The organism is Planococcus glaciei (assembly GCF_900099655.1).
GTDB lineage: Bacteria > Bacillota > Bacilli > Bacillales_A > Planococcaceae > Planococcus > Planococcus glaciei.
In genome coordinates this window covers 98,097-123,320 of sequence record NZ_FNDC01000015.1, presented here as the reverse complement: position 1 = coordinate 123,320, position 25,224 = coordinate 98,097, and the positions used below count along the sequence as shown (strand labels likewise).

Here is a 25,224-nt window from a genome sequence, read left to right as displayed (position 1 = left end):
CAGCTGCCCATCACTGGGCAGGTTACCAAGGGTACTTGGCGTTTCAACCAGACCTCCCCGGGTAAGAACGCAATCTTTCCCTCCACCTATCTGCTTCATTTACTGCATGCGACCTTCGGCAGAAAGGGCTTTGCCTTGTTCAGCAGACTCACCCAATCGCACATAGCCTTGTATGAAGTTCGTGTTCCTCAGACCGGAGGTTTGCCGCCCGCTTCCTTCAGATTCCACGTCGCCGTGGACACCCTTGCGCTTGGCTAACGGTTACTTCTGCCTTCACCGTTCGGGACTTGCACCCTATAGATTACGCCCATGCCGGGCACACTAACAAAAAGAAAGCTCGCAGCGATAGCGAGCTTTCTTTTTTATGTTCCTTCTTCTTTTGAGAAAACGCCTTGCCGTTCCATATTGCCCCATACCGACTTCTTCGTGACGGCTCCGACCAATCCTTGGACGCGCCAGAAATTCATGACGATCCGGTACCAGAAGGTTTCCGTCAATGCATAGCAAAACATCACCACGATGCTTTTGCTCTCCGGGTATTTATGATAAGTCCATTCTTCCAGCAGCACTGCGAGGGAAGACAAGAGTGAACCATATAAAATCATGACGAGCAGCATTACGACGACAATCTCGGTATCGACCAACGAAAAGAGGAAGCCGCTGATAATAACGGCGTATCCCAGAATCTCAAAAACGGCACTCAACAACTCGATAAACAAAAAGTACGGCATTGAAAACATTCCGATCCCTTTGTATTTTGGATTGAAGAGCATTTTGCGGTGCATCCAAATGGTTTCAGCCAGTCCACGCTGCCAACGAATCCGCTGTGCACGAAGTGATTGAATCGTGCTCGGCGCTTCTGTCCAGCACACGGGATCCTGAATGTACTCAATCCGCTGGTCAGATTTTTCTTCTTTGATCGAGCGGTGAATCCGTACAATCAGTTCCATATCTTCTCCGACCGTAGCCGGATTGTATCCCCCTACCTTAATCACGCGGCTTTTTTCAAATACTCCAAATGCCCCGGAAATGATTAAGAGGATATTGATTCGGCTAAATCCTAAACGGCCAATCAGGAAAGAACGAAAATATTCGATGATCTGCATAATTTCAAGAGGCCGCTTCGGCAGCTTTACTTGTTTGATTGCACCATCGCTGCCAATTTTGCACCCATTGGCAATCCGCACCGTGCCGCCGGTAGCGGTAACTCTCCCGCCAGAGTCGATAATCGGCTTGATTGTTTTCAAAAGTGCATCTTGCTCCAAAACCGAGTCGCCGTCGATTGCAGCAAAATACGGGTAGTGCGAAAAGTTGATGCCCGCATTCAATGCATCGGCTTTGCCGCCATTTTCCTTTTCAAGTAAAAATAAGTTTGGGTGAAGCTTTGATTGATAAGCCTTCACCAATTTTCCTGTTTTGAAATAACTGCGCGTTGCCAGTTCAATCGGTTCCATTTGAAACGGCTCCAGCAGCTTTTCGCTGGTGGCATCAGTAGAACCATCGTTTACAACGATAATTTCAAACTGTGGGTAATGCAAAGAAAGGAGCGACTGCACTGTACTTGCTACGCCCGCTTCCTCATTATATGCAGGAACAAGTACAGAGACAGGATACGTATCTTTGTTGACCATCATTTCTTCAATCTGTTCCAGGCGATTCAATTTTTTCTCCCGTTTGATCTTGGGGCCAGCCATCAAAAACATTCCCAGGTAGATTAAGTTCGCAGACAACATATAAATTATGATTGTCCAAGAAGCCACTTCCAGAATGGTGCTCCATAATTCGCTCATTGGCTTTTACCACCTTTTCTTGTCAGCATATGATTTGCAATATCCCGGGCATATGCATCCTTGCTCGTTGCTCCAATGCGCTTCAACATGCCTGCTCCATTGTCCAATTCGTAAATATTCTCTGCCGCCGAAAAGCGCACCCACCAAACCGGGTCGGAAAAAAGTTCGACCAGCGATTCTGTAAATCCATTCAACCTGCAGGCACCCGTCAGTTTGGCAGCATACATCCGCTCTTCCCAATTGGCTGATTTGAAAAAGCCCGAAAGTTTGGAGGGGTCCTGCAATTTCTCGTAATTGCATAAACTCTTCATGGCTTTGATCCGCACTTCCAGTCTGTTGTCCAGCATCAAGTTTTCAACAAACGGGAAAAACAGTTCGTTTTTCTGTTCCCCATTTATTGTAATGAAAGCAAACAACAAGTTCTCCGTGGCCTTGTCGTTAACGGCAAGGCGCTGCGATAAATCCACTAAAAGGGAAGGCTTAAGCCTAAATAAGATTTCTTTGATGAACCCTGTTGATAAAGTTTGATTGGCAAGCAGCACATCAATGACTTTAGAATCTTGCAAGACCGCTGCGGAACGCAGGCACTGCCGGTACTCTTCATCCTGTTTGCGCAATTTCTTGAAATGCCGGAAAACATCGTCTTGAAGAGACGCCATCCGGAAATCTTCGATAAAGTACAACGTGTTGATCCGGTCAGCCCATTTCCCCTTTTTTAATACGTTCCTATAATAAGCGCTTAAATTCTGGTCAGCCATTTCCATCACTTTTTTCTTTTCATGTTCAGCGTCAGCTTCAGACATCAATTGATCAAGCGTTCTTTCTATTGCAGCTGCCTGCAGTTTGGCATTTGCAGAAAGCTTGGGCTGCTCTGAACGGTTTGCTTTTATGTATTCCCTGTACGCCGGCATCAGCCGGTCCACTTCTGCACCCAGTATCTTTTCTTTCGCGAGTGTACGCGTTTTCCATATGATTAACCCCAACAATAAAATCAGTTGAAATGCCAGGAGTATTCCAACCACCCAAAGAAAAACATTTACCATCCATTTTAACTCCTTTTAACTGCATCTTTTTCCGCAGGAACTTGTTCCTTAATCGAGAAAATAAATTATAAAAAAAATTGTAAATAAAAAACAAATATTTATCTAACTTTACTATAATTGAAAGAAAATGACTACAGCATTACCAAAAAAGAAGCACTTCCCTATAGAAGCACTTCCGTCCTTTCATCATTGGTTCAATTTGTTCATCCATATTCTGTATCCTTCGCCTTTTAAGTGGATGCCGTCAATGGTAATGTCTTTTTTCAACTGGCCATCCGGGTCTTCAAAAGCTGAGTGCAAATCAATATATTCGGCTCCATGTTTCTGTGCCAACTGTTGAAGAATAGCATTGAATTCATGGACCGTTTTATTCGACAAGTCATTGTTGAAATCGCGGTTGTTGATCGGCAAGATGGATTGAAGGATCACTTTCGTCGCGTCCTTATCAAAAGATTGAATGATGCTGTCCACATTCTTCCGGTACGTTTTAGCATCGGTTCCTGCTCCAATATCATTGATGCCAACCATGATATATACTTCTTTAGGCTTTCGTTCGGCCACTTCTTTAATACGGTTCTGGACACCATCTGAAGTATCCTCAGAAATCCCCCGGTTTAAAACGGTCTGGCCTGGAAAGTATTCCTGAAACTCGCCATGGTCGGTGATGCTGTCGCCGACAAATATTTTATCAGTTTCGGCCACCTCTATTGATTCAAAGATGTTTTTGTTTTGCAGATAGTAATCCGGATATTTTTGAGGCGAAGTTGCATTGGCGACTTGCTCTTTTATAAATGTGATTCCACCTTGCTTATGTATCACGTAACCGCCAATTCCTATAAACAGGATGTTTAAAATCAGCGACCCTGCCAAAAATGCTTTTGCCTTTTTCACGTTTTGCCACTTCCCATTCTTCAAATTCCGCTTTCCATCCGTAGAGAAGCGCTACTAAAATAATATTTCCTTTCTACTAATGCTTTAAACTTTTCAGAAGCGATTAATTTCTTCTAAACACAACAGCGACTGGAAATTTCAAGCAATAAGGTTATCCTTAAAACTTTATGTGATTAAAAAGATTCTATTTAATGCACAAATATTCCATTTAATAAGCAGTATTATCTAAAAATACATAGCCAAAGTAAATTCTACTTGGTATAATCAATTAAACTTTGCAACGGGAAGGTGGTGAAAACACATGAAAGAATTCATTAACGTGTTTAAAAAGACTTTTGACTTCTCCGGACGCTCCAGAAGAAAGGAATTCTGGCTGTTTGTCCTGTTCACTACACTCATCAGCATCGCCCTCTCTTTTGTAGACGCGATTGCCGGGCTTGAATTGGCCGAAGATTTTGGAGTACTTGGCGGACTATTTTCTCTTATAATCATTATTCCTTCAATATCTGTTACCGTACGCCGGCTTCACGATATCGGCAGAAGCGGCTGGTGGTTATTGCTGACTTTTGTTCCCATCATCGGCTGGATCACTTTGTTCATTTTCAATTTGCTGGACAGCCAATCAGGCACCAACGCTTATGGACCAAACCCGAAAGAATCTTACTCAAATTTTGCGACAGCAAAATAAGTACAAAAAGCCGTTCTTCCGCAAACAGGAAGAACGGCTTTTTTTGCAACCAAACAAGTTTTCAAAAAACATATCTATTATTTTATGCGGTTCGCATAAGTGAGGCGGCTAGTCAGCCCATACAGCTTCCCATTCATGGATGTCGTATTTCCTGGCCCCGTTTTGAATGTATGGATCTTGTTTAACGTATGCCTCGCATTCTTCAAACGACAGCGCGTTATAGATGACGAGGCCTCAGGATCCATCGGCAAATTTGCCGTTTGCCCGAACATGGCCGGCGTTTCTCATCTTTTCTAAAAAAGCCAAATGCTGCGGCCGGAACCGCTCACTTTTCTGCCGGTCTGCCATTGGCAGAAACACTGCAAAATATTTCATTTCCCCACCCCTTGATTCATTATATTCTGCTGCTTCCATCATAGCGCAAGTGAAATGCCGCAATCAATTCTTTGCAGAAATGGTTGCGGCATTTATAAACCTGTTTGTCAGGTGTGCTGGGCGCTTCATCGATTCACTGTGCTGAAATATCCTTGCTATATGGATCTGTCTTCTTCAGTTCACTTCGAACGCAGCCGCTTTTTGTATCAGCAGTTGCTGGTAGAAACTATCCATTTCTCCCCAGATCTTCTCATTGCCGAAATGCTCTTCTCCCCATTTCTTGCCGTTGGCTCCCAACTGCTTCCGGAGTTCAGGATTTGCCACAAGGTAAGCGATTTTTTCCGTAATGTCTTTAATATCCGTTGGGTTTACCAATAATCCTGTTTCTCCAGGAATGACGGTATCTTTTGCACCTGTTACATCGGCTGCCAGCACCGGCACTCCTGCCAGTGATGCTTCCAAGGAAACATTGCCAAAGCCTTCACGCTTCGTCAAGAATACAAAAACGTCCATCAAGAAATAAAAAGGTATTGGATTTTGTTGGTAATTGATATAAATAATATGCGGGTTGTTATTGATTTCTTCGTAGGTTTGAGAGCTCACTGGATCTCCGGTTTCAAATTCACCGACAACGAGCAACCGCATTTCGGAATTTTTTTCATGCAATTGAAGGAATGATTCAAGCAATTCTTCAATTCCCTTGTCTTTCGTCAATCTGCCTACATAGCCCAGAACAGTATGCTTGTTCGTCAAACCATATGAATTGCGCAGCTCTTCAATTTCCTTCTTCAGCTGTTCTGTCTGCTTAAAGGATTCCAAATTAAAACCATTGTAGCTTCCTTTGCCAAAAATCCGGATTTTCTCTTCCGGCGCAATCCCCAGTTCAACCAACTGTTCCTTTAAGCTGGAGGATACGGATAATACATCGGTAGCTGCAGCGGCGGCAATTTTTTCAGCAGTCAGCAAAATTTGCCGCTTCAGGCCGCTTGTTGTTTCCATCCGCAGCCCCAGTACGTTATAGATCCGGATGGGCACTCGGCATATGAAAGCAGCCAGTGTGACAATCAGGCCCGCCTTTGGTGTTCCCGTGTTGATAATATCCGGCCGTTCTTTTCGGATCAAGCGGATGCAAGCCACAAGAGACTTAAAGTCCTGTATGAGGGAAATTTCCCTTTCCATATTCACTGTCAGCACCTTTACGTCTTCATACGCTTCATACTCTTTAATGTAATCCCCTTCTGACGAAAGAGCCCCTACTTCGTACCCTTGCCTTTTCAGGTATGCCAGCTGCCCCCTCATCAGTTTTAAGCTTTGTGGAACAGTTACTGCGTGCATCACTTTGACGGCCATGGTTCCCCCTCCTTTTTTTCAATCGTACATTCAGGTCAAACTACTGTTTTCTGCTCCATTTGCTGGATCAGGATTTCGGCATAATGAGTGGGATTGACGTCTTTGACTGAAAACACTTTTTGGCTGTTGTGAACCAGCACTTTCAGTATTTCTTTTTCAGCAGAAGCGGCATCGTCTATATTGAGATCCGGATTGAAAAACTCATAAGCCGTCAACAATGGAGATTTTAAATAATGGAAGGCATTGCGGTTAAAGTTGATCAACTTTCGGAATGCTTCGAGCTCGGATTGAACAATGACTTCACTGCTTCCTTTTTCAAGTATCGCGACATGCGTCACTTCTTCGGCATCCAGGATTTCGTTGCTGTCTACATAGCGGGTAACAGGCGTAGCTTTTGAGAACGAGACATATTCCAAAGGCGGAAATACCTTCGTCGCTCTATTTTTCAGCTTGGAGCCTCTGCTTTGCTCCATGTTCGAATAAAAACGGAAGGAACTGGTCCAAGGAACAGCATAGATTTTCCGGCCATCGGTAATCGCCAAATCTTCAGCGATAAATTGCGCGTGATGGTCCATGCACGCCATCATGCTGCTTAGGGTCTTGCCTGTACCAGGCGGGGCAAACACAGCCACCGTGGACTGGTTTTTCTTAAAAGCGGAACAATGGATAGGTGCAAACCCTTTTTTCAGCAAAAGGACACAAGCGAGATCCGTTAAAATATAGCCGATGGAATGCAGGTTCATAATGCGATGCGTAATCAACTTATAATAATTTCGGTTTACCGTAATTTTCGGCTCATCGGATAATAAGTTTTCTGCCTTGATGCGCATCTTTTCTTTCATCGCCAGATTTCGTGTATAGTAGATTTTGTTTTCTCCCGGCGCTCCGCTGAAATAATGGTATTTCCCCAGTGCTTCCAGCTGGTCGTCTTCATTGAATTCTTCTACAGCCAAATTGATTTTCACTTCACATTGCTCATATTCCTGTTGGGTGGCCTCCGGCATATTGTGGCCGAAAGACCACTTGAACTCTTTCATATTGGTTTTGATGGCTAAAATACCTTTAGCCGCAATATAGTAGTAAGTCATAAAATCCCCCCCTGTGCAATTCGTTTATATCCGAGCTTAGTGGGCCTGTTCGACCGCTTTCATATTGCCGACAAGGCATTGCTGGTAGTAACGGTCCAGTTCTTTCCACAGCGTCTCGTTGCTGAAATTTTCAATGGCCCATTTTTCTGCCCGTTCCCCCATTTTCCGGCGCAGTTCAGGAGCCAGTACCAGCAGCTCGAGCTTCTCTGAAATATCCTGTGGATTTTCAGGATCTACCAGAAAACCGGTTTCCCCGTTTATCACTGTATCTTTGGCGCCGGTTACATTTGCTGCCACTACAGGTGTTTTTGAGAGAGCAGCTTCAATCGCCACATTGCCAAACCCTTCCCGTTTCGTTAAAAAAACAAAGACATCCATGATATGAAAGAATGGGATTGGGTCTGCTTGATACCCTGCATGAATGATGTTTGGGTTCTCACGGATTTCCTGCTTCACCGCATCATCTACCGGATCCGCATCTTCGTACCCGCCGATAATCAGCAGCCGAAGATTCGGCTGGGTTTTGTGGAGCTTCAGGAATGAATCGACGAGTTCCGCTATTCCTTTGTCTTTTGTCATACGCCCGACAAAGCCGAGCACCGTGTGTTCATTCGTCAGCCCATACGCTTCCCGCTTCAATTGGATTTCGGTTTCCAGATTGTCGCTCATTTGGAAATTCGAAAGCTCAAAACCTTCTCCACTTCCCTTGCCCAGAACGGAAATTTTTTCTTTTGGCGCAATCTCCAAGTCGGATACTTGGGCTTTTAAACTTTCTGAAACTGCCAGGCAATGCGTGGCTGAAGCCGCTGCCACTTTTTCGGCCGCAATCAGGATTTTCCGCTTCAAGCCGCTGGTAGTTTCCAGGCGCAGCCCGCGCATCGTATAAATCCGGATGGGCACACCGCATAAATAAGCGGCAAGCGTGACGATCAACCCGGCTTTCGGTGTACTGGCGTTCACTATGTCCGGACGTTCCCGGCGGATGACACTGATGCACTTCAGCAGCGATTTAAAGTCTTTGAACAAGGAAATTTCCCGCTCCATGTCCACCAGCAACAAAGGCACATCTTCCATCTTTTTAAACCGCTCAATATATTTGCCGTCCGAACTTAAGGTTTTTACTTCATAGCCGCTATTTTGCAAATGGCTAATCTGGCCAGCCATAAAAAACAAGCTTTCTGAAACCGTCACTGCCTGAATCACTTTAGCTCCCATTTGCTCTCTCTCCTTTGAATGCCTCACCGTATCAAGTTGATTGTGCGCTTCTTAAAAGCCTCTCATTCATCACTTTTATTCGTTGCTGTAAACGCCCTCGGATTTGATCACTTTGAAGAAGGTCTGGATAAGGATATACAGGTCATAGCGTATGTTTTTGCGCCCGATGTAATCAATGTCCAAATCGATTTTCTCATCCCAGGTAAGGGCATTTCTGCCGCTGATTTGAGCCAGCCCAGTAACGCCGGGCCGTACAAGAAGCCGCTGTTTTTGATACTCATTGTAATTATCCGTCTGCGAGGGCATTGTAGGCCTTGGTCCGACAAGTGCCATGTCGCCTTTGACGATATTAATCAATTGAGGCAATTCATCTAAACTTGTGCTTCTTAAAATATGGCCCACTCTGGTGATTCGCGGATCGTCTTCAAGTACGTCGATATCCAGCCGTTCTTTGGCCGGGTCGCTGAACATGGTGCGGAATTTATAGATTTTGAAATGATTTCCATACCGGCCGCCCCGTTTCTGAATGAAAAAGACCGGCCCTTTTGAATCCAGTTTAATGAGCGCCCCGATTACCGCAAAAAGCGGCGACAGCAAGATCAGCAGCATCAATGCAAAAAGCCATGCACAAATGCGTGCGACACACCTGGACCACTTTGCCTGTTTCCTCATTACCGCTGTGTTTTCAGTTGCCATTCCTTTTCCTCCTTATAATCGCCAAAGCTCGATTTGTTCCGGTTTTTCGTCTTGATTTAATACGCTTTTAATATCAAAAACCAATCCTTCTTTATTAAGGAGAAGCTTTTCGAACAATTTCCAGCCTGCTTCTTTGTATGCTTGATGGGGCACGGCCAGAATGACTGCCGAGGCGGGAAGCAATTCGAATTCCGAAGTAAGAACCAAGCCGTATCGCCGCTCCATCTCGTTTGGATCGGTGCAGCAATCCGCCAGTTGAACGTCAATTCCGTATTCCTGGAGTTCTGCGATAAGGTCAAGCACTTTGGAATTCTGGAGTTCCGGCACATCCTCCTTATCGGTAATGCCAAGCACCGTGACGCGCGCTCCCTTAGCTGTGATATTGTTTTTTGCCAGCTTTTTGACGACGGTTCTGGCGATGAACCTGCTGATGCCATCGTTGATGCGCCTTCCCGCCAGAATCATTTCCGGATGAAAGCCGGTTTCCTGGGCGACGTGGCTCAAATAATAGGAGTCAAATCCGATCCGCCTGCCGCCGACAAGACCCGGTGTGAACTTCAAGAAACTCTTCTTGGTTCCGGCCGTTTCCAGAACATCATTGGTGTCAATGCCAAGGCGGTTGAAAATAAGTGCAATTTCGTTTATAAAAGCGATATTGATATCTTGCTGCGTGTTCTCGATCACTTTGGCGGCTTCCGCAATGCGGATCGATTTAGCTTTGTAAACCCCCGCTTCAAAGACGCTTTCATAGACCGATGCCACAAAGTCCAGGACGGACTCGTTTTGTCCCGAAACCACTTTTTTGGTTTTGGCGTATGCCTGTTTTTTCTCTTTCGACTGGACGCGTTCCGGCGAGTAGCCGACAAAAAATTCGCTTCCTGCTTCAAGCCCTGAGTATTCTTCCAGAACCGGAATGCATTGTTCTTCCGTTGCTCCCGGATAGACCGTGGACTCGAAAACCACGACCGCCGCTTTTTTCATATGCCGCCCGATTGTTTCACAGGCAGCAAGCAGCTTCCTTAAATCCGGCTGGTTCCTGCTGTCAATCGGCGTTGGAACAGCTACGATGATAAATCCCGCTTCTTTAAGCCTTGCTGGATCCGCTGTAAATTCAATCTTGCAGGCATCCGCTTCCCACCCTTCTACTTCACGGGTGCTGTCAATGCCAGAAGAAAGCTCTTTTATGCGCTTGTCATCGATGTCAAAGCCGATCACGCTATACTTTTTGGAAAAAGTAGCCGCGATCGACAAGCCGACATAGCCTTGGCCGACCACCGCTATTTTCAATTTGTCGACCCTCATGCAATCCGCTCTCCTTTTTTCTGCTTCCATCGAACTTCAGCCAATGTGAACAATTGCTTTGTATTAGACATGGTGAATGTGATCAACAACAGCGGAATAATTTTATTGCGATGGCGCATCGCCGTCCCTGCAGCCTGGGTTCCATACGAATAAACGAACACGGTAACAATCAGGAACAGCAGAATGAAAATTTTATTCCGTATCGGCATATCGCTCTTTACCAGGCCAAAAATAGTGGCCCCTACCAGGAATAAGTAAACCGATGAGTCGAAAAAGAAACTGACGATATCTCCCATGCCCCGCCAATCAAGCGGCAATGGGGAAAACATAAAGTAGAACATTTTAAGCGGCGCGACGAGAAGCGCTGATATACCGGTCAACCCACTTAGGCTGGACAAATAAACCGATCCGCCGTCGCTTGAAATCTCGATTTCAGTGATTGCAGTCCCTTCCGGAGTAAAGAACTTGCCAAGAAAAAGTTCTGCATTCTGGAACATGACCACTCCAAGCACTGCAAAGAACAGAAGGTATAAAAGAGCCTGATTGGATTTGTTCGCAGTTTTCGAACCCAGGAACAGAAAAGCTAGAATATAAGCTGCTACAAATCCGATCATGCCGGAGTGGAAGAGCATGGATGCTAATGCTAAGACAGTCGCCAGCAGAAAATGGAAGAACCCGCCGTCCGTAAACCACCGGATAAAGTAATAAAGGGAGACAGTGATGAGAAAAACAATGATGGATTCCCGCAGCAGGATGCTCGACATGAAAATGCTGTTCGGCATTGCCGTAAAGATGAGCAGCGAGATGAAAATCAGTTTCTTGTCGCTTTTCAGATGGATCATCGCTTTCAGCAAGTAAACGGCTGCGAATACCCAAAAAGCCACATTGAGGAATTGAACGAACGGCCGCTGGTCGCCGATCATATAATAGATGGCTGACAAAAACGGAACGTAGTTGGTGGCGCCGTCTTCCAGCGGATACATGCCCTGGGCGATAAGCAATGAAACTTCATGGAAATATTCCGTATCCGTCCCGCTTGAGAAAATCGTGATGGACGGAACATATAAATCGATGAAAAGAACGATGACCCGGACAAAGAATCCGATAAAAACGACAGTCAGCCACTCTTTTTCCAGGACTCTGAATAAATACAGCGTAATGACGACAATTCCGCCGAGGAGCATCAGCATGCCGTAAGCGTCGCCCAGCGGGATAAAATCTTTGATCATATAAGTGACCAGAATTTCCATAATGAAGAAAGCCAATACGAAGAGCATAGATGGAACACCTCCTGTAAAACTGTGGATCTAGTTTGCCGCTCTTTATCTTTTTGCCAGTGCAAGAATTCTTGATTTGTAATAGCCGATATCACTCAACTGAAGAAGCCATAGCATGATGGCGTAAACCAGGATGCCTGTTCCGATGCCCCCGGCCAGCGCCAGAATTTCTCCACTCGTTTCAACCAGCAGCGAATAAACGCTTTTAGCTGCAAAGCCCATCACGATAGAGGCGATAACCGCTTTCAGAATATCCAGCGTGATGCGTTTTGTATTCATCGAGCCAACTTTTTTTACAAGCGACAAATACAATAGTCCGGTGCAAAACAGCGTCGCGATGCTGGTTGCAAGAGCGAGGCCATTGATGCCCATAAACCGGGAAAGGACTATGTTTAGCACCACATTCATAAACATGGCAGCAAAAGCGCTGATCATGGGTGTTTTGGAGTCTTCAATCGAATAGAAAACTTTGACGAGCACTTCGCGCAGGCCAAAACCAAGCATGCCCACTGCGTAAAAGAAAAGCGCTCCTGAAGTCAATGCCACTTCGCTTGCCTCGAATGCTCCTCTGCCAAACAGCAATTCCGTAATTTGTGTGGAAAAGATCATAATGCCGACAGCGGCCGGGATGACGATCAAGGCGACCGTGGTAATGATTTTCCCGACAATATGCTTCAGTTCGGCCATATTCTTTTTGACTGCAAGCTTGGAGATTTTCGGAAACATGACCGTCACGACGGCTGTCACAAAAATAGCCTGGATGAAGAAAATAATGCGGTGTGAATAAGTCAAAGCCGAAATGCCGCCTTCTACAATCTGCGAAGCCAGTGTCCGGTCGACCAGTACATTGATCTGGTCTGCCGAAACCCCGATAATGACCGGTATCGCTAAATACATCATCTTCTTCAAGTTCTTTTCCTTCGGCGCTAGCTTAAAGCTATGGCGGTAGCCTGTTTTTCGGATCCATGGAACCAGAAACAGAAATTGGATAACGACGGCGACGAGCGTCCCGACTGAAAGAACGTAAATATTGGTGAATGAACTGAGATAGATGACAAAAAGCATCATCAAATTTAATGGCAAACCGGCAAGGACAGTCGGCAGAAAGCGTTTATGGACTTCCAGATAGCCGTTAAACACATAAATTAGAGCGGTGAAATAAATGCTGAGCGCCGCTATGCGTGTAAAGTCGATGGCGATTTTTAATGTTTCTCCTTCAAATCCTGAAGCGAACACTTTGACGATCACTTGCGGGAACAGCAAGATTAGAACCACAATTCCAGTAGATACAAGCAGGACCATGTTGATAACATTTGAGGTGAACTTTCTTGCCTCCCCTATCCCCTGGGTTTCCTGTATCTTTGTGAAAATCGGGATAAAACTGGCGGCAATCCCCATACCGACAAAAGAAAAAAATGCAGTCGGGATATCTGTAGATATCAGATAGGCATCCGTTAATCCATCAGCGCCGTAAAAATAGGAAAGGGAAATGTCTCTTGAAAAACCAAGTACTTTTGTAACTACAATGACTGTCATAATGGCGATAACGGTTTTTTCCATGTATCTCTACCTCATTTGCGCTTATTCTTGTAACCTTGACCCTTGGTGGCTTGCACCGATTTCCTTTCAAACGCCATGCCTCTTCTGCTGTTTTTCACCTTTACTTCCGGCGGATCAAAGGCGAATGATTGTCAGGCCATAAGCTGTATTCGCCTTCCACCTCCATTACACTTATTGATTGAAACTTATACTAAAGCGTCTAGGTTAAAAGTAGGTTAAATTGTTTAAATAGTATAAATAATCGAAAAGAAAATGATTGGAAAGAAGTTGCTTGAAAAGAGCAAATAAAAAAAGCAGGAGATCCGCTTGCTGGATCTCCTGCTTTCGGGCTGTTGAGAAACATTCTATTCTCTAAGCCATTTCGCTCCAAGTGGATGCTTTCCGCGGGCACGGCTTCAGCCGCTTCCTTCGCTGCGCTCCGTCCAGGGTCTTCAGCTCGTGCTGTTCCCGCAGGAGTCTCCACTTTACGCTACATTCGGTTCTTGCTTCTTACAAAACCTCTTTTTATCAGAAAGAGTGGAGGAGTAGGTATGTTATATATTCATTGCTCTCCCTCGATATGGAGCAAACCAGCGGAGAAAACCCTACTGCTCCTGCAGTGCTGCGCAATTCGTCGCAAAGACTTAGCCTCGCAGGCTTCGGCTAATGTCTTGCCTGCGGGGCAGCGTAAGCGACGAGACAGCCGAGACCCCGCAAGGCGCACAGCGGCTGAGGAGGCTTGGCGGATCGCCCGCGGCAAGCGCAGCTGGTTTGCGGAATATCGGTGATATTTCAAAAGAAGTTTTTTTCTGTTTCTTTCTCAACAAGCAGAAAGCAGAAGATCCACTTGCTGGATCTCCTGCTTTCATTTTTCCGTACTATCTTCAATTCACTGTTTTTAAGGAATCGTTTCTTAAAACAGAACGGTAGGCTGGAAAGTACTCGGTTTCCTGTTCAATGCCCACCAACTTACAAAGTTCATCATACACATGGCTATTCCAAACTTTTTGGCCAACATAAAACTTGAAAGTGGTGTTTTTGCCGAACTGCTTTTTGAACATATACAATTTGTCGTCCAAGCTGTTTGTCCTGCCGCCTCCATCGTGGATCAGTTCATAGCCATGTTCTTTGCCCCATAGCGCCAGTGCATATTGAAGGATGTAAGCCGGCGACAAATGATGGAACTCTTCGAGAGTTCCGGATAAATGCGTATGGATGTTGTCGCCATACACATAATTCAGGCCAATGCCGATCACTTGGCAGTCATATAGCACTTCTACCATCAAGATGGTTTCTCCAAAGAATTGGAGCAGCTTATCGAAATAGGCATCATCAAAATAATAATACGAATCGGCATTGTTGCGCTCCATCGTGCGGTGATAAATTGCTTTGAACTCCGTGACATCCGGAGGATTGACGGTATATCGATATTGCACACCCGCTTCTAAAGCTTTTCGGATGTTTTTCCTGGTGGATTTTGAAAATTCTTTTTGCACCGGATCTTCGTATTCCTTAAGCTGCGTACCCACTGTATTGCGGATATAGGAAATCTCATAGCAATCCATAAAGTCTTCCGCGTTGGAAAGCACAGGATGAAAACGGATAAATTCACTGATTATGTCGTTCTGTGCGCAATACTCGCTGAAAGCATGCAGAAATTTATCAGCCAATTCTTTTTGCGAACCCGGTACACATGAAACGATCAAAGGGCCGCCGTAGCCGTATGGCGTAACGATATCGTAATAAGTCTTCCCTCCAACCACTACAGGAATCTCCCGTTTAATAAACATATGCTTAATCAAGCCAAGCTGATGATTAAACTCAAATACTTCGCAGCTGCCATTCTCCATCTCTTCATATAGCCGGCCATAATTCTCATGAAAATACAAATCAGCCAATTCTCAAACCCCTTTCATGTTTTATCGATTTTGTTTTGTTTCCATTGAATGTTCGACAACTTCAAAAACCGATAGGAGCAATCCACAACACCTCTTATCTGAATAATCTAAAATATTATATCCATTATAGCTTGTTAGCATCAAAAGTTCTACGAAATTTTCAAATACTCCTCTTAAATAACTATTTTCCGCTAAAAAAATCCCGAAAAACCGCTTTGCTGGTTCTCCGGGGTTGTCGTTTTCAACTTAGATGGACTTATGAGTTTATTCGGCTCTTCTCAGAAATGTTATTTTAGAATCGATTAAACTACGCTGCTTTTAAACTATGTTATATTCTTTTAACAATTTTGTCCGGTAAGCCGGGAAAAACTCAGCGCTTTCCTCCACTCCCGCGATCTTGCACAACACCTGATAAATTTCTTCATTCCAAATTTTTCGTCCAATATGGAATTTGAAATCCGTATTTTTGCCAAACTGCTTTTTGAACAAATACAGACTGTCGTCCAGGCTATTGCTTCTTCCTCCGCCTTCATGAATCAGCCGGATGCCATTTTCTTTTCCCCAAATGGCTAATGCATATTGCAGGATATAAGCCGGGGACAAATGGTGGAAGTTTTCTAATGTTCCGGACAAGTGGGTATGGATCAAGTCGCCGTAAATGAAATTTAAGCCCATTCCGATTACACGTCCTTCATAAATCACTTCCACTAAGAGAATATGCTCATGGAAATACTGAACCAGCTTGTTAAAGTAGCCGTCATCAAAGTAGTAATACGAGTCAGCTTGATTGCGCTTCATCGTTGAATAATAAATTTCTTTGAAATCTTTAACGTTGTCCGGATTGACAGTCACCCGGAACTCAACGCCAGCTCTCAATGCCTGTCGGATATTTTTCCTTGCACTCTTCGAAAATTCCGAAGCCACCGGATCGTCGTACCCTTCGAGATTGGTCCCTACCGTATTGCGGATATGGACCACATCGTAGCATTCTTTGAAATGTTCGGCATTTGCCATGACGGGATGAAAACGGATAAACTCGCTGACTACATTGTTGACCGTGCAATATTGTTGAAAACTGGCCTTAAATAGCGCGGCAAGTTCATTTTCAGAACCTGGGCGGCAATTTGATATTAGCGGGCCTCCATAGCCATAAGGGCTTACCAAGTCGTAATATATTTCTCCATCTATTTGTTTCGGAATAGGGCGTTTTATAAATAAATGCCTCACTGTTCCTAAATCATGGCGAAATTCAAATACTTCGTGTATGCCATTTTCAATTTCTTCATATAGCCGTCCGTAGTTTTCCTCAAAGTAAATGTCTCCCATTTTCCTGACCCTCTTCCATAAGCACATGATTTTAACTTCTACGATGAGAATTTCCAATTCCACACTTGGCAAATGCCTGAACCGAATATCGCCGCTGAGGTCAACGCAGGCATTTTTTATCAGCTTATTTCTATGGAATTGCAGCAATCAATCGCTTAAGCAGCGACCAAATCCCCAGATAAAGCAACTATTGAATTTTAAATTATCACAATAATGCGATTTATTTAGTATTATATACCCTCTATTAGAAAAGCGCTAGATAAATATTCCCTTTCTGAAATCAATCATTCTTTTTGTAAAATTTATTAAGAAATTAGCCTTTTCAAGAAAAAACACTGAGAAAAAACTTCAAATTCTAAGCAAGTAAACGTTTTTACTCTAAATTTTATAGGTATAATAACCCATTCTAAAAATACTAACATTTGGTTATACTATTGAATATATTACAATTTTTACCTAGGAGGAAGAAGATGAAACGTTTTTCGTTACTTTTATTGGCAGCAGTGCTCGCATTTTCAGTTTTCCCCAGCTTTGCATTTGCAATTGAGTCTGACTCAAAAGAATTGGATGCATTTCTAAAAGAAATCAACTGGGAAAAGCAAGATTATTTGGATTACCTGGAAAGCAAAAATTATTCGTGGGAAGATTTCGATGCAGTAGATGAATTGGGAACTCCCCTGACAGAAGCTGCTATTCCTCCCGTGCTTAAAGAATATAACCTGACTCGCGCCGAGTTGAATGCTTTGCTGGAAGAGAATGGGGATATTGAAAAAGGGCAGGACGTATTGGATTCGGAGTGGCTCTTGTTTGCGGAAGAACTTCACGAGTATGTCGGTTTTTATTTATCCGAGAATACAGAAACTCCATTGACAGATGAAACGCTGCAACAAGTGATCGATGCTTACGAGTTTGAATCGAAAGAAGATTTAGAGTCATTCCTGAATGAGTATGATGATTCCATCAACAACTACAAAACAGTTGAAGCTTTGGAAGAAGCCATTGACAACTACATCTTTAGCACGGATTTCGGCTTTGAACTTGCTGGCCTGTTCGAGGAACTTGGCTTGACAGCAGAGGAATTGGAACGTCTTGAAGCACACTTAAAGACGCTTCCTTTTCAAACTACCGAGTTCCAGGACCGAGCAATGGCAATTTCAGACCGCATGATGCTGGTTGGAGATTTTGATTCCGCTGAAGATTTATCAGCTGAAGAGATTGCAGAAATCCTGGATATTTTCACTGATTTGCTTGATTTATTCGAGTTAAAAACACAATACTTCCTTGTGAAAGACTCGGATAAAAAAGAAATCAATTTGAGCACGCTATTAACTCTTGAAACAGTCAACGGATATGATTTGCTGATTGAAATCTACAATACACAAGGCACTTTCCTTGCCGATATCCTTTTGACTGCTGACATGTTCGGATCCGATATCATCAAAGAAACCGGTGAAGACATTAAGGAAGTGGAAGAAACTGTAGTAGTCGCTCCTGCACCAATCACTAAGACACCGACCAGTACTAAAGCTGCACCGGTTAAACAGACGGTAAAAGGCGGCAAGCTGCCGGATACTGCTTCTCCATATGTGACGAACACATTGGCAGGCTTGGCACTTGTACTGCTTGGAGTGGTGTTGTACCGCCGCTTTAAAGCACAGGGAATTTAATCAATGAATAGAGAACAAGTAAAAAATAGAAGAACCAAACCCGTAAAACGGTTGGTTCTTCTTTCCCTGTCTGTTGCTCTTATTGTCTTTGGCGTATGGTTCAGCACGACAAATGCATCCACTTTTCTAAAAGGTTACCTGTTGTTCAAAACCGGCCAAGCCGGAAACGACAGCCATATTACAGAACCTGCAGCTGCCCCTGAACCGAAAGAAGAAGCTCCAGAGAAAGCGTCTTTGCCGGAAGTGCTTTATCCGGTTGCCCCTGAAAAAGGGGAAAATATCGGTGATTTGTATATTCCGAAGCTAGATGCCACACTACCCATTTTCCATGGCACCGATGAAGAAGAATTGGAAAAAGGCGTTGGCCATTTTGCGGATAGCGTACTTCCTGGCGAATCCGACAACTCGGTGTTATCCGGCCACCGGGATACTGTTTTCCGCAGGCTCGGAGAAGTCGGCAAAGGCGATTTGCTCGTCGTAGAAACCTCTGCCGGAAAGTTTACTTATAAAGTAAGGCAAGTCCGCATTGTCGACCGGGAAGACCGGACAGTGATCGTACCGAAGCCAAAAGCGACATTGACTGTTTCCACCTGTTATCCATTTGACTTTGTCGGCTACGCACCTGACCGTTATATCCTAGTGGCAGATCTAATAGAAAGCGAATAAGAAAACGGTTCCTCCCGGGGAACCGTTTTTTTGTTTCCGGCATTAGGAATGTAAGCCCAAGCCTCAATCCCACAGAATTACCTACTTGATGCTTTAACAATTGCACTAGTCCAAATTGATACAATATCCTTATTGATGATATTTATCCCCTAAAATTAAAATTTTTTAAGCAACTTTATCCCTATTTAGAACATTGCTTAATTAAAATTTGTATGTTAAAATTCAAATAATTCTAACATTTAAGATAATTCATCTTTGGATAAAAGGATTTCAGCAATATTCTTGAGGAGGATGGTGGCATGAAAAAAATTCTGATGCTGTTTGGAATTGTACTTATCTGTTCTGCCGGATACTTAATTTATTTGTTTGGCTTCAAGGATTATAATGTCGCAGACGCTGAAGTCGATTCTCTTACAAAAGAAGAATATGTGATTGAGCTGGCGGATGGCTCTAAAATTATTCTTGATGCACATGGCAATCTGATCCGCCACTTGCAAGGAAATGACGAAGCGGTTCAAACAGAGAAATTTAGAGAAGGAATGCCTTATTCGGAAACGACGGATCCGGAGGTAGCTTCCGTTTCAAGTAAAAACGGGCAGCAAACTAAAGAACAACAAAAAAGCAGCAAAGAAAACGCTGAGGCAAAAAAAGCTAAAAACGATAAAAAAAGCAAAGGCGCCAAGCTTACAGAAAAAGAGGTCCGGCAGAATTACGAACCAGCCATTGCTGATATCGAACGCCAAGCCAATGCCAGTTTGAATAACTTAATCGCAATTGCGAAAAACGAGTATTTTGAAATGGAAGCAAACGATCAAAAAATCAGCTATCCGTACTTTTATAATAAGTACAGCTCCGCTGCTTCCAAATTGGAAAAACGGACGGATGAAGTTTTCTATGGCTTAATGGCTATGATGAAAAAAGACTTAAAAGCAAATGGTTTGCCGGATTCCCTTCCAGAGTCCCTTTCAAAAGAATACGAAAACCGAAAAGACAAGCTGCGCCGGGATATTCTCAAAGAAACCGCCGGGCTGTAAGCAAGAGAAAACGCTAGTGAATTTAAATCTCATACGTTCTTTTTATAGACCGCCTGCAATAAGTGCCACTATTGCACCGGCGGTTTATTTATATAGTTTTTTAATAACCCTCAAGTTGACTGAATATTTCGCTTTGTAAGGGCATTCAATTAACTATATTTTTCAAATTTTTAAGATAGTATCGCTAAAATGCAATATATTAGTTAGAATAAGAATGACTAACTGGGAGATGGTATTAAATGCTGGTCACAAAAGCCAGGACTGTCTATCAATTGTCTTTTATGCCGCGGGCTTTTCCTGTTAACTGTTATTTAGTTGAAGAAGACGATACATTGACTCTTATTGATGCCGCCCTGCCATTCAGCACGAAAGCAATTCTCCACACTGTCCGCACAATCGGAAAACCGATAACGGAGATTGTGCTGACCCATGCGCACATGGATCATGTCGGCGCTCTTGATGCTGTCAAAGAAGCTTACCCGAAAGCAGTGGTCAGCATTTCCGCCAGAGATGCACGGCTTCTTGCCGGTGACCGAAGAAGCTTGGTAGATGAACCTCAATCTCCGGTAAAAGGCGGACTTACCAAAAGCATCAAAACAAAACCCGACCGCTTTTTAAAAGAAGGCGACCGGATTGGTTCTCTCCAAGTCGTTTTTTCCCCCGGCCATACACCGGGATCCATCTCGCTGCTGGATGTCCGCAATAGAAGTTTGATAGCCGGAGACGCTTTATATACAAGAGGCGGAACTGCAGTATGCGGGACAATGAAACTGCTATTCCCTATCCCTGCCCTTGCCACCTGGAATAAAGTGATTGCACTTGAAAGTGCAGAAAAACTACGGAGTTTGCGCCCTTCGCTGCTTGCAGTCGGCCATGGAAAAATGATTCAAAACCCGGATCAAGCTTTCCATAAAGCCATTATGGAAAGTAGAAATTCATTGAAGATACAAAACAGAAACTGAGGATAACGTGAGGAGGAAATGATATGAAAGAGAAGATTCAGGAGCTATTGAAAAAAGAAAACTACGCCTTTGATGCAGAGAAATGGAAATCGATCGAAAATGTTCCATTTTTCTTTAATGCTGATACCACCCAACAGCTCAACAAAATCAAAAAAAATATGGGAGTAGCCAAAGGCATATACATCTTCAGTGATTCAAACGACAAAATTCTTTACATTGGCAAAGGGGCTCCGATCTACAATCGCATCCGCCGCCACTTTGCCAAGCTCAAACAATCCAGTTCTTCCCATCATTCCCTTTGCACCTCACAGGAAATCCCGTCATCCATAACCATCCATTGGGTGGAAATCGAGCAGCCCGATACCCGTGAAATTGTGGAGCATATGCTGGCTTATACGCTGAAGCCTGCCTACAAGAAATGGTACATGGCTTGATCTAGTTGAATAGAAAGCCGCAGTTGAAAAATTTTCAACTGCGGCTTTCTATTTTTAATGTGGCGGCTGCAATTTTTGATTGAACAATCGAAAAAGCTCTTTGAGAGAATCCTTTGGAATGGCTGCAAGCGCATCGCCCACACTGATTTCAAAAGAGCACCGGTCCACTGCTGACTGCACCAAATAGCCGGTCATTCCGATGCCGGTTTCCTGCTGCACTTCAGAAACAATCCGAACTGCCGACTCCATTGGCTGCTCTATATGTACATGGAACATATTCGTGGCGGGCTTAAGCGGCAAAGTCGAAACTGTATGGCAGGAATTGAATAGCTCGGCAAGTTCCTTGGCCTCTTCATAATACTGCCCCATCTTCTCAGCCCGCATATCGAAATAATAGTCTGCTGCTAAAATATAAGGATACAAGGAAATCAAGTCTCCTCCGTACCGCCTTTTCCAGATTTTTGACTGCTGCGTGAATTCTTCATCCCCGGCAAGAATCGCTCCTGCTATGCCGCCAATCCCTTTGTAAAAAGACACGTATACACTGTCAAAAAGCTGTGCAACCTGCGCTGCCATCTTCCGGTAATACGGCAAGGTTTCCAGCAGCCTGGCGCCGTCCAGATGAAGCTTTATTCCGTTATTCCAGCACCACCCGGAAATCTGTTCCAACTCTTCAAAGTCCGGCAATTGTCCGCCAATTTCTCTTTGGGGCAATTCCAGCAAAATACATGCAACTTCTTCATCAAGACCCTTAATATCGTCCAATTCTATCAGCCGTTCCTTATCCGCCAGCAGCACCGTCTCAATCCCGTGCAATTCTTTCAATCCGTCCTGTTCATGGATTTCTAAATGGCTCAGCGGATGGTACGCCACTCTTTTCAGCCCTTTGGCATCGCACCAGATGCGGAGGGCTGCCTGTTGTGCCATCGTGCCGCTCGGGAAAAAGACCGCTGTTTCTTTCCCGAGATAATCCGCCATTTTCTGCTGGAAGTCTTCGATAACTTTCCCCGCTCCGTACTGGTCGCTTGGCAAACGATCATCAACGTTAACGATAGCTTCCTTCAAGACATCTACTGTCCGTTTGCCATGCCCTCCCAATTGATAACGGGTGTTTCCGTACGTTTCCTTTAAAAAAACTTTTGCATCCATTATTCTGCCTCCCAGTCTGTCTGGATACTTAATTAAATTCTACTTCGAGGCAGTATTCCCTCTATATTGAAAACATGGCATAACAAAAACTCCTAAACCCGAATAGGTTTAGGAGCTCATACATTAATGCAGCGAGACAATTTTAACTGCGGCTGCTTTTCTCTCTTTCATTTCATTCAACAACGACTCCGCATAATGAGTCGGATTGCGCTTTCTCAGCGTAAAGGCCTTTTCGCTGTTTCGGACAAGCGAAGTCATAATGTCTTTCTCAATGGCCGTTCCTTCATCAATCATCAGCCCCGGATTGAAAAACTCATAAGCGATCAAAAGAGGCGCACGCAGAAAGTTGAATTCATAGCGATTTAAATTCATCAGCTTGTTGACTGCCACTTTATTGGATTCGGAAATGACTTCATCTTGCCCTTTTTCCAAAATAGCGACATGCGTCACCACTTCCGCATCCAGTATGGCATTTGCTTTCGCGACATTTCCTTCCGGTGAAGCAGCTTTTCTTTTCGAAGCGGAATTCGATGCCTGTTTGTTTTTGGCATAATGGTCAAACGAATTGGTCCAGGGAACCGAGAAAATATGCTTCCCATCGGTGATGGCCAAGTCCTCTGCAATAAAACTGGCTCCGAAATCGCCGCAAGCCGTCATCGTGCTCAAGGTCTTCCCGGTATCCGGAGGCGCAAAAATGGCAACAGTGGCATCCTCTGCTTTAAAAGCCGAACAGTGAATTGGCGCATAGCCTTTTCTCAGCAGCAGCAAAGCAGCCAAATCCGTGGCGATATAATGGATAGAATGCAAATTCATAATTCGATGCGTAATCAATTTGTAATAGGCCCGGTTTACGGTGATTTTTGGCTCATCAGACAATAAGCCTTCCGCCTTCACCCGCAGTTTCTGCTTTAAAAACTTTAAAGGCAGGCGGCGTGTATAGTAAAGCGCATCCGCTCCCGGGGACCCGTTGAAGTAATGGTATCTCCCCATGTCCTTCAATAATTCGTCATCGTTGAAGTCTTCAAGCACAATATGCATTTTCACGGCGCATCTTTCGTATTCCTCTGCCGTCCCTTCCGGCATTTGCGATCCAAAAGACCAACTGAAATTCTTGATATTCGTTTTTACTGCGAGAATGTTTTTAGCGGCAATGTAGTAGTACGTCAATCCAGCCTCTCCCCTTTCCTCAACTGCCTGTATCTTATTCCATTTTCTTATGCCTGGCATTTATACTAATTTACCCAGGTTAAACCCAGGTTAAATAGAACTAACTTTGTTTCTTTAGTGAGGCAGTGCCTGGTACGTACACAATTCTTAAACAATCCCAGATAAAAAAGGCCATTGAAAATCAGCTGATTTTCAATGGCCTTAAAAGTCTTTATATTTTTTTGCCGAGGAATGTCTGTACGACGCGCTCAGCTGCACGGCCGTCTTCCAAAGCCGAAAACTTCTGTTTGAAAGCGGCGGCTTTTGAGTCCAGCTGGACATGGGAATCGGCCAATTCATCAATTGCCCGGAACAATTCCTGTTCGGTCTGTACAATCGGCCCAGGCGAGTCGGCTTCAATATCAAAGTAAAAGCCGCGCAATTGGTCGCGGTAGTTTTCAAGGTCGTACATAAAGAACACGATTGGCCGATTTAAAATGGCGTAATCGAAGAACACCGATGAATAATCGGTAATGAGCATATCCGAAATCAAATACAAATCCCGGATATCCGGATAATCCGATACGTTGAAGACGACGCCTTCATGTGCTGAGAAATCGAAATTCTCCGCCACTAAATAATGCATGCGGGACAATAACACCCATTCATCCCCGTAGTTCTTTTTCCAGTTTTCCAGATCAAACTGGAATTCGAACTTATACTTCCCTTTTTGGTAAAACTCATTATCGCGCCAAGTCGGTGCATAGAGCATCACTTTTTTCCCATCCGGGATGCCCAGTTGCTTTTTGATGGTGCTGGCCAGCGTCGCAGAAGGCGCAGCAAGGAGGTCATTCCGCGGATAGCCGGACTCGATCACTTGCCCTTTGTAGCCAAAAGCACGCGTGAAGATTTCGGTGGAATAGGCATTAGGCGAAACCAGATAATCCCACTTGGCAGACTCGTTTAAGAAATTCGCTTTATAATTGCTTGTCTCGGTGCCGGGCATATGTACTTCCTCAATATCAATCCCAAGCTTTTTCAACGGCGTGCCGTGCCATGTCTGCACATAAACCGTACCTGCCGGCTTTGGCATCCATCCGGGCAAACGCACGTTATTGACCCAGTATTTGGCGCGCGGAAACTCCATAAACCAGCGCAGCGTGAAGCGCCGGATATAGGGCACCTGAAATTCTTCGAACAGATTGACCGCCCGCCGGTCCACACTCCATACCAGCTGGAATTCTGGATAATGCTCTTTCATGTATTCATATATGGCACGCGGATTGTCGCTGTATTGCTTCGCATGGAAACTCTCAAACATGACCAGCTTTTTCTTTTTTGGCAAGAGCCCCATTACGATGAATACGATCCGAAATATTTTGCGCGTATATTTGCTGTCTTTTAATCCTTTGATTTTGTTCAACATGTTCTTCGCTCTTTTCACTGCTCAATTTTAGATCAAATGCGCCCCACAGCCAGCTGCGGAAGGCTGTTTCTGTTTCTGCTTCTTTTAAACTACAACTGCGTCCAGGAACCAACTGGACTGCATTTCGTCAATTCCATATAACGCATAAAAAACCGTTCTAAACCCATATTTTCATTAGCTATTATCGATGATAACATATAATATGATTACATGGCATATTAACACTGATGAGAAAATAAGCAATCGTGGAGTGAACAAATAT

23 protein-coding genes are annotated in these 25,224 nt (G+C 44.2%); 7 read left to right on the top strand and 16 right to left on the bottom strand.

Going from position 1 to position 25,224, the window contains the following annotated elements; genetic code table 11:
• Positions 1 to 258 (top strand): hypothetical protein (locus BLQ32_RS19970; protein WP_074510656.1); only part of this gene is annotated, 258 nt, incomplete at its 5' end.
• Positions 259 to 362: 104 nt separating this feature from the next.
• On the opposite strand, the gene BLQ32_RS16560 is transcribed toward BLQ32_RS19970, so the two are convergent.
• From BLQ32_RS16560 to BLQ32_RS16550, 3 genes are all read right to left on the bottom strand, one after another.
• Entirely contained in the window at positions 363 to 1,790 is a 1,428-nt protein-coding gene (locus BLQ32_RS16560) for a glycosyltransferase family 2 protein (protein WP_074511266.1), read from the bottom strand.
• The gene (locus BLQ32_RS16555) at positions 1,787 to 2,833 is read right to left on the bottom strand and encodes a hypothetical protein (RefSeq protein ID WP_074511264.1); all 1,047 of its coding nucleotides are present in this window, start codon (positions 2,831 to 2,833) and stop codon (positions 1,787 to 1,789) included. Before BLQ32_RS16555 ends, BLQ32_RS16560 begins: the two co-directional genes overlap by 4 nt.
• Positions 2,834 to 3,019: 186 nt before the next feature.
• On the bottom strand, positions 3,020 to 3,724 hold the full coding sequence (locus BLQ32_RS16550) for a DUF459 domain-containing protein (protein WP_074511263.1): 705 nt from the start codon (positions 3,722 to 3,724) through the stop codon (positions 3,020 to 3,022).
• Between the two features lie 301 nt (positions 3,725 to 4,025).
• Between BLQ32_RS16550 and BLQ32_RS16545 the strand changes: the two genes are divergently transcribed.
• Positions 4,026 to 4,412 carry a DUF805 domain-containing protein gene (locus BLQ32_RS16545; protein ID WP_074511261.1) on the top strand — a complete coding sequence of 129 codons (387 nt, stop codon included), beginning with the start codon at positions 4,026 to 4,028 and terminating at the stop codon, positions 4,410 to 4,412.
• A gap of 234 nt (positions 4,413 to 4,646) precedes the next feature.
• Here BLQ32_RS16545 and BLQ32_RS20165 read toward each other — a convergent pair whose 3' ends face one another.
• The 10 genes from BLQ32_RS20165 to BLQ32_RS16485 form a co-directional block, all read right to left on the bottom strand.
• Entirely contained in the window at positions 4,647 to 4,787 is a 141-nt protein-coding gene (locus BLQ32_RS20165; RefSeq protein ID WP_342342132.1) for a YciI family protein, read from the bottom strand.
• A gap of 174 nt (positions 4,788 to 4,961) precedes the next feature.
• Positions 4,962 to 6,137, bottom strand: a complete 1,176-nt coding sequence (locus tag BLQ32_RS16535; protein WP_074511259.1) for a glycosyltransferase family 4 protein — start codon at positions 6,135 to 6,137, stop codon at positions 4,962 to 4,964.
• A 35-nt stretch (positions 6,138 to 6,172) separates the two neighbouring features.
• Complete coding sequence (locus tag BLQ32_RS16530; protein WP_074511257.1) at positions 6,173 to 7,225, bottom strand: hypothetical protein; 1,053 nt, start codon at positions 7,223 to 7,225, stop codon at positions 6,173 to 6,175.
• A 36-nt stretch (positions 7,226 to 7,261) separates the two neighbouring features.
• A complete protein-coding gene (locus BLQ32_RS16525; protein ID WP_074511256.1) occupies positions 7,262 to 8,440 on the bottom strand; it encodes a glycosyltransferase family 4 protein in 1,179 nt (392 codons plus the stop codon).
• 75 nt (positions 8,441 to 8,515) lie between these two features.
• Positions 8,516 to 9,136, bottom strand: a complete 621-nt coding sequence (locus BLQ32_RS16520) for a sugar transferase (RefSeq protein ID WP_217629842.1) — start codon at positions 9,134 to 9,136, stop codon at positions 8,516 to 8,518.
• Between the two features lie 12 nt (positions 9,137 to 9,148).
• Complete coding sequence (locus tag BLQ32_RS16515) at positions 9,149 to 10,438, bottom strand: nucleotide sugar dehydrogenase (RefSeq protein ID WP_074511254.1); 1,290 nt, start codon at positions 10,436 to 10,438, stop codon at positions 9,149 to 9,151.
• Entirely contained in the window at positions 10,435 to 11,715 is a 1,281-nt protein-coding gene (locus BLQ32_RS16510; RefSeq protein WP_074511252.1) for a glycosyltransferase family protein, read from the bottom strand. The genes BLQ32_RS16515 and BLQ32_RS16510 overlap by 4 nt, the downstream gene beginning before the upstream one ends.
• A 45-nt stretch (positions 11,716 to 11,760) precedes the next feature.
• Positions 11,761 to 13,275, bottom strand: coding sequence for a murein biosynthesis integral membrane protein MurJ (murJ, locus tag BLQ32_RS16505; RefSeq protein ID WP_074511250.1), 1,515 nt, complete (start codon positions 13,273 to 13,275; stop codon positions 11,761 to 11,763).
• Positions 13,276 to 14,138: 863 nt separating this feature from the next.
• On the bottom strand, positions 14,139 to 15,152 hold the full coding sequence (locus BLQ32_RS16490; protein ID WP_074511244.1) for a GNAT family N-acetyltransferase: 1,014 nt from the start codon (positions 15,150 to 15,152) through the stop codon (positions 14,139 to 14,141).
• Between the two features lie 318 nt (positions 15,153 to 15,470).
• Entirely contained in the window at positions 15,471 to 16,478 is a 1,008-nt protein-coding gene (locus BLQ32_RS16485; protein WP_074511242.1) for a GNAT family N-acetyltransferase, read from the bottom strand.
• 470 nt (positions 16,479 to 16,948) lie between these two features.
• On the opposite strand from BLQ32_RS16485, the gene BLQ32_RS16480 reads away from it, so the two are divergent.
• From BLQ32_RS16480 to BLQ32_RS16460, 5 genes are all read left to right on the top strand, one after another.
• A complete protein-coding gene (locus BLQ32_RS16480; protein ID WP_074511240.1) occupies positions 16,949 to 18,145 on the top strand; it encodes a processed acidic surface protein in 1,197 nt (398 codons plus the stop codon).
• A gap of 3 nt (positions 18,146 to 18,148) precedes the next feature.
• Positions 18,149 to 18,811 (top strand): class D sortase, encoded by a 663-nt coding sequence (locus tag BLQ32_RS16475; RefSeq protein ID WP_036810322.1) that lies wholly within the window; start codon positions 18,149 to 18,151, stop codon positions 18,809 to 18,811.
• Positions 18,812 to 19,110: 299 nt separating this feature from the next.
• Complete coding sequence (locus tag BLQ32_RS16470) at positions 19,111 to 19,845, top strand: hypothetical protein (protein ID WP_074511238.1); 735 nt, start codon at positions 19,111 to 19,113, stop codon at positions 19,843 to 19,845.
• A gap of 239 nt (positions 19,846 to 20,084) precedes the next feature.
• Positions 20,085 to 20,807 (top strand): MBL fold metallo-hydrolase, encoded by a 723-nt coding sequence (locus BLQ32_RS16465; RefSeq protein WP_074511236.1) that lies wholly within the window; start codon positions 20,085 to 20,087, stop codon positions 20,805 to 20,807.
• Between the two features lie 23 nt (positions 20,808 to 20,830).
• On the top strand, positions 20,831 to 21,241 hold the full coding sequence (locus BLQ32_RS16460; RefSeq protein WP_036810313.1) for a GIY-YIG nuclease family protein: 411 nt from the start codon (positions 20,831 to 20,833) through the stop codon (positions 21,239 to 21,241).
• A gap of 54 nt (positions 21,242 to 21,295) precedes the next feature.
• Here the strand turns inward: BLQ32_RS16460 and BLQ32_RS16455 are convergent, their stop codons facing one another.
• From BLQ32_RS16455 to BLQ32_RS16445, 3 genes are all read right to left on the bottom strand, one after another.
• The gene (locus tag BLQ32_RS16455; protein WP_074511234.1) at positions 21,296 to 22,390 is read right to left on the bottom strand and encodes a threonine aldolase family protein; all 1,095 of its coding nucleotides are present in this window, start codon (positions 22,388 to 22,390) and stop codon (positions 21,296 to 21,298) included.
• 123 nt (positions 22,391 to 22,513) lie between these two features.
• Positions 22,514 to 23,557, bottom strand: a complete 1,044-nt coding sequence (locus BLQ32_RS16450) for a hypothetical protein (protein ID WP_053166794.1) — start codon at positions 23,555 to 23,557, stop codon at positions 22,514 to 22,516.
• A 211-nt stretch (positions 23,558 to 23,768) separates the two neighbouring features.
• Complete coding sequence (locus BLQ32_RS16445) at positions 23,769 to 24,962, bottom strand: CDP-glycerol glycerophosphotransferase family protein (protein WP_074511232.1); 1,194 nt, start codon at positions 24,960 to 24,962, stop codon at positions 23,769 to 23,771.
• Positions 24,963 to 25,224: the final 262 nt, after the last annotated feature.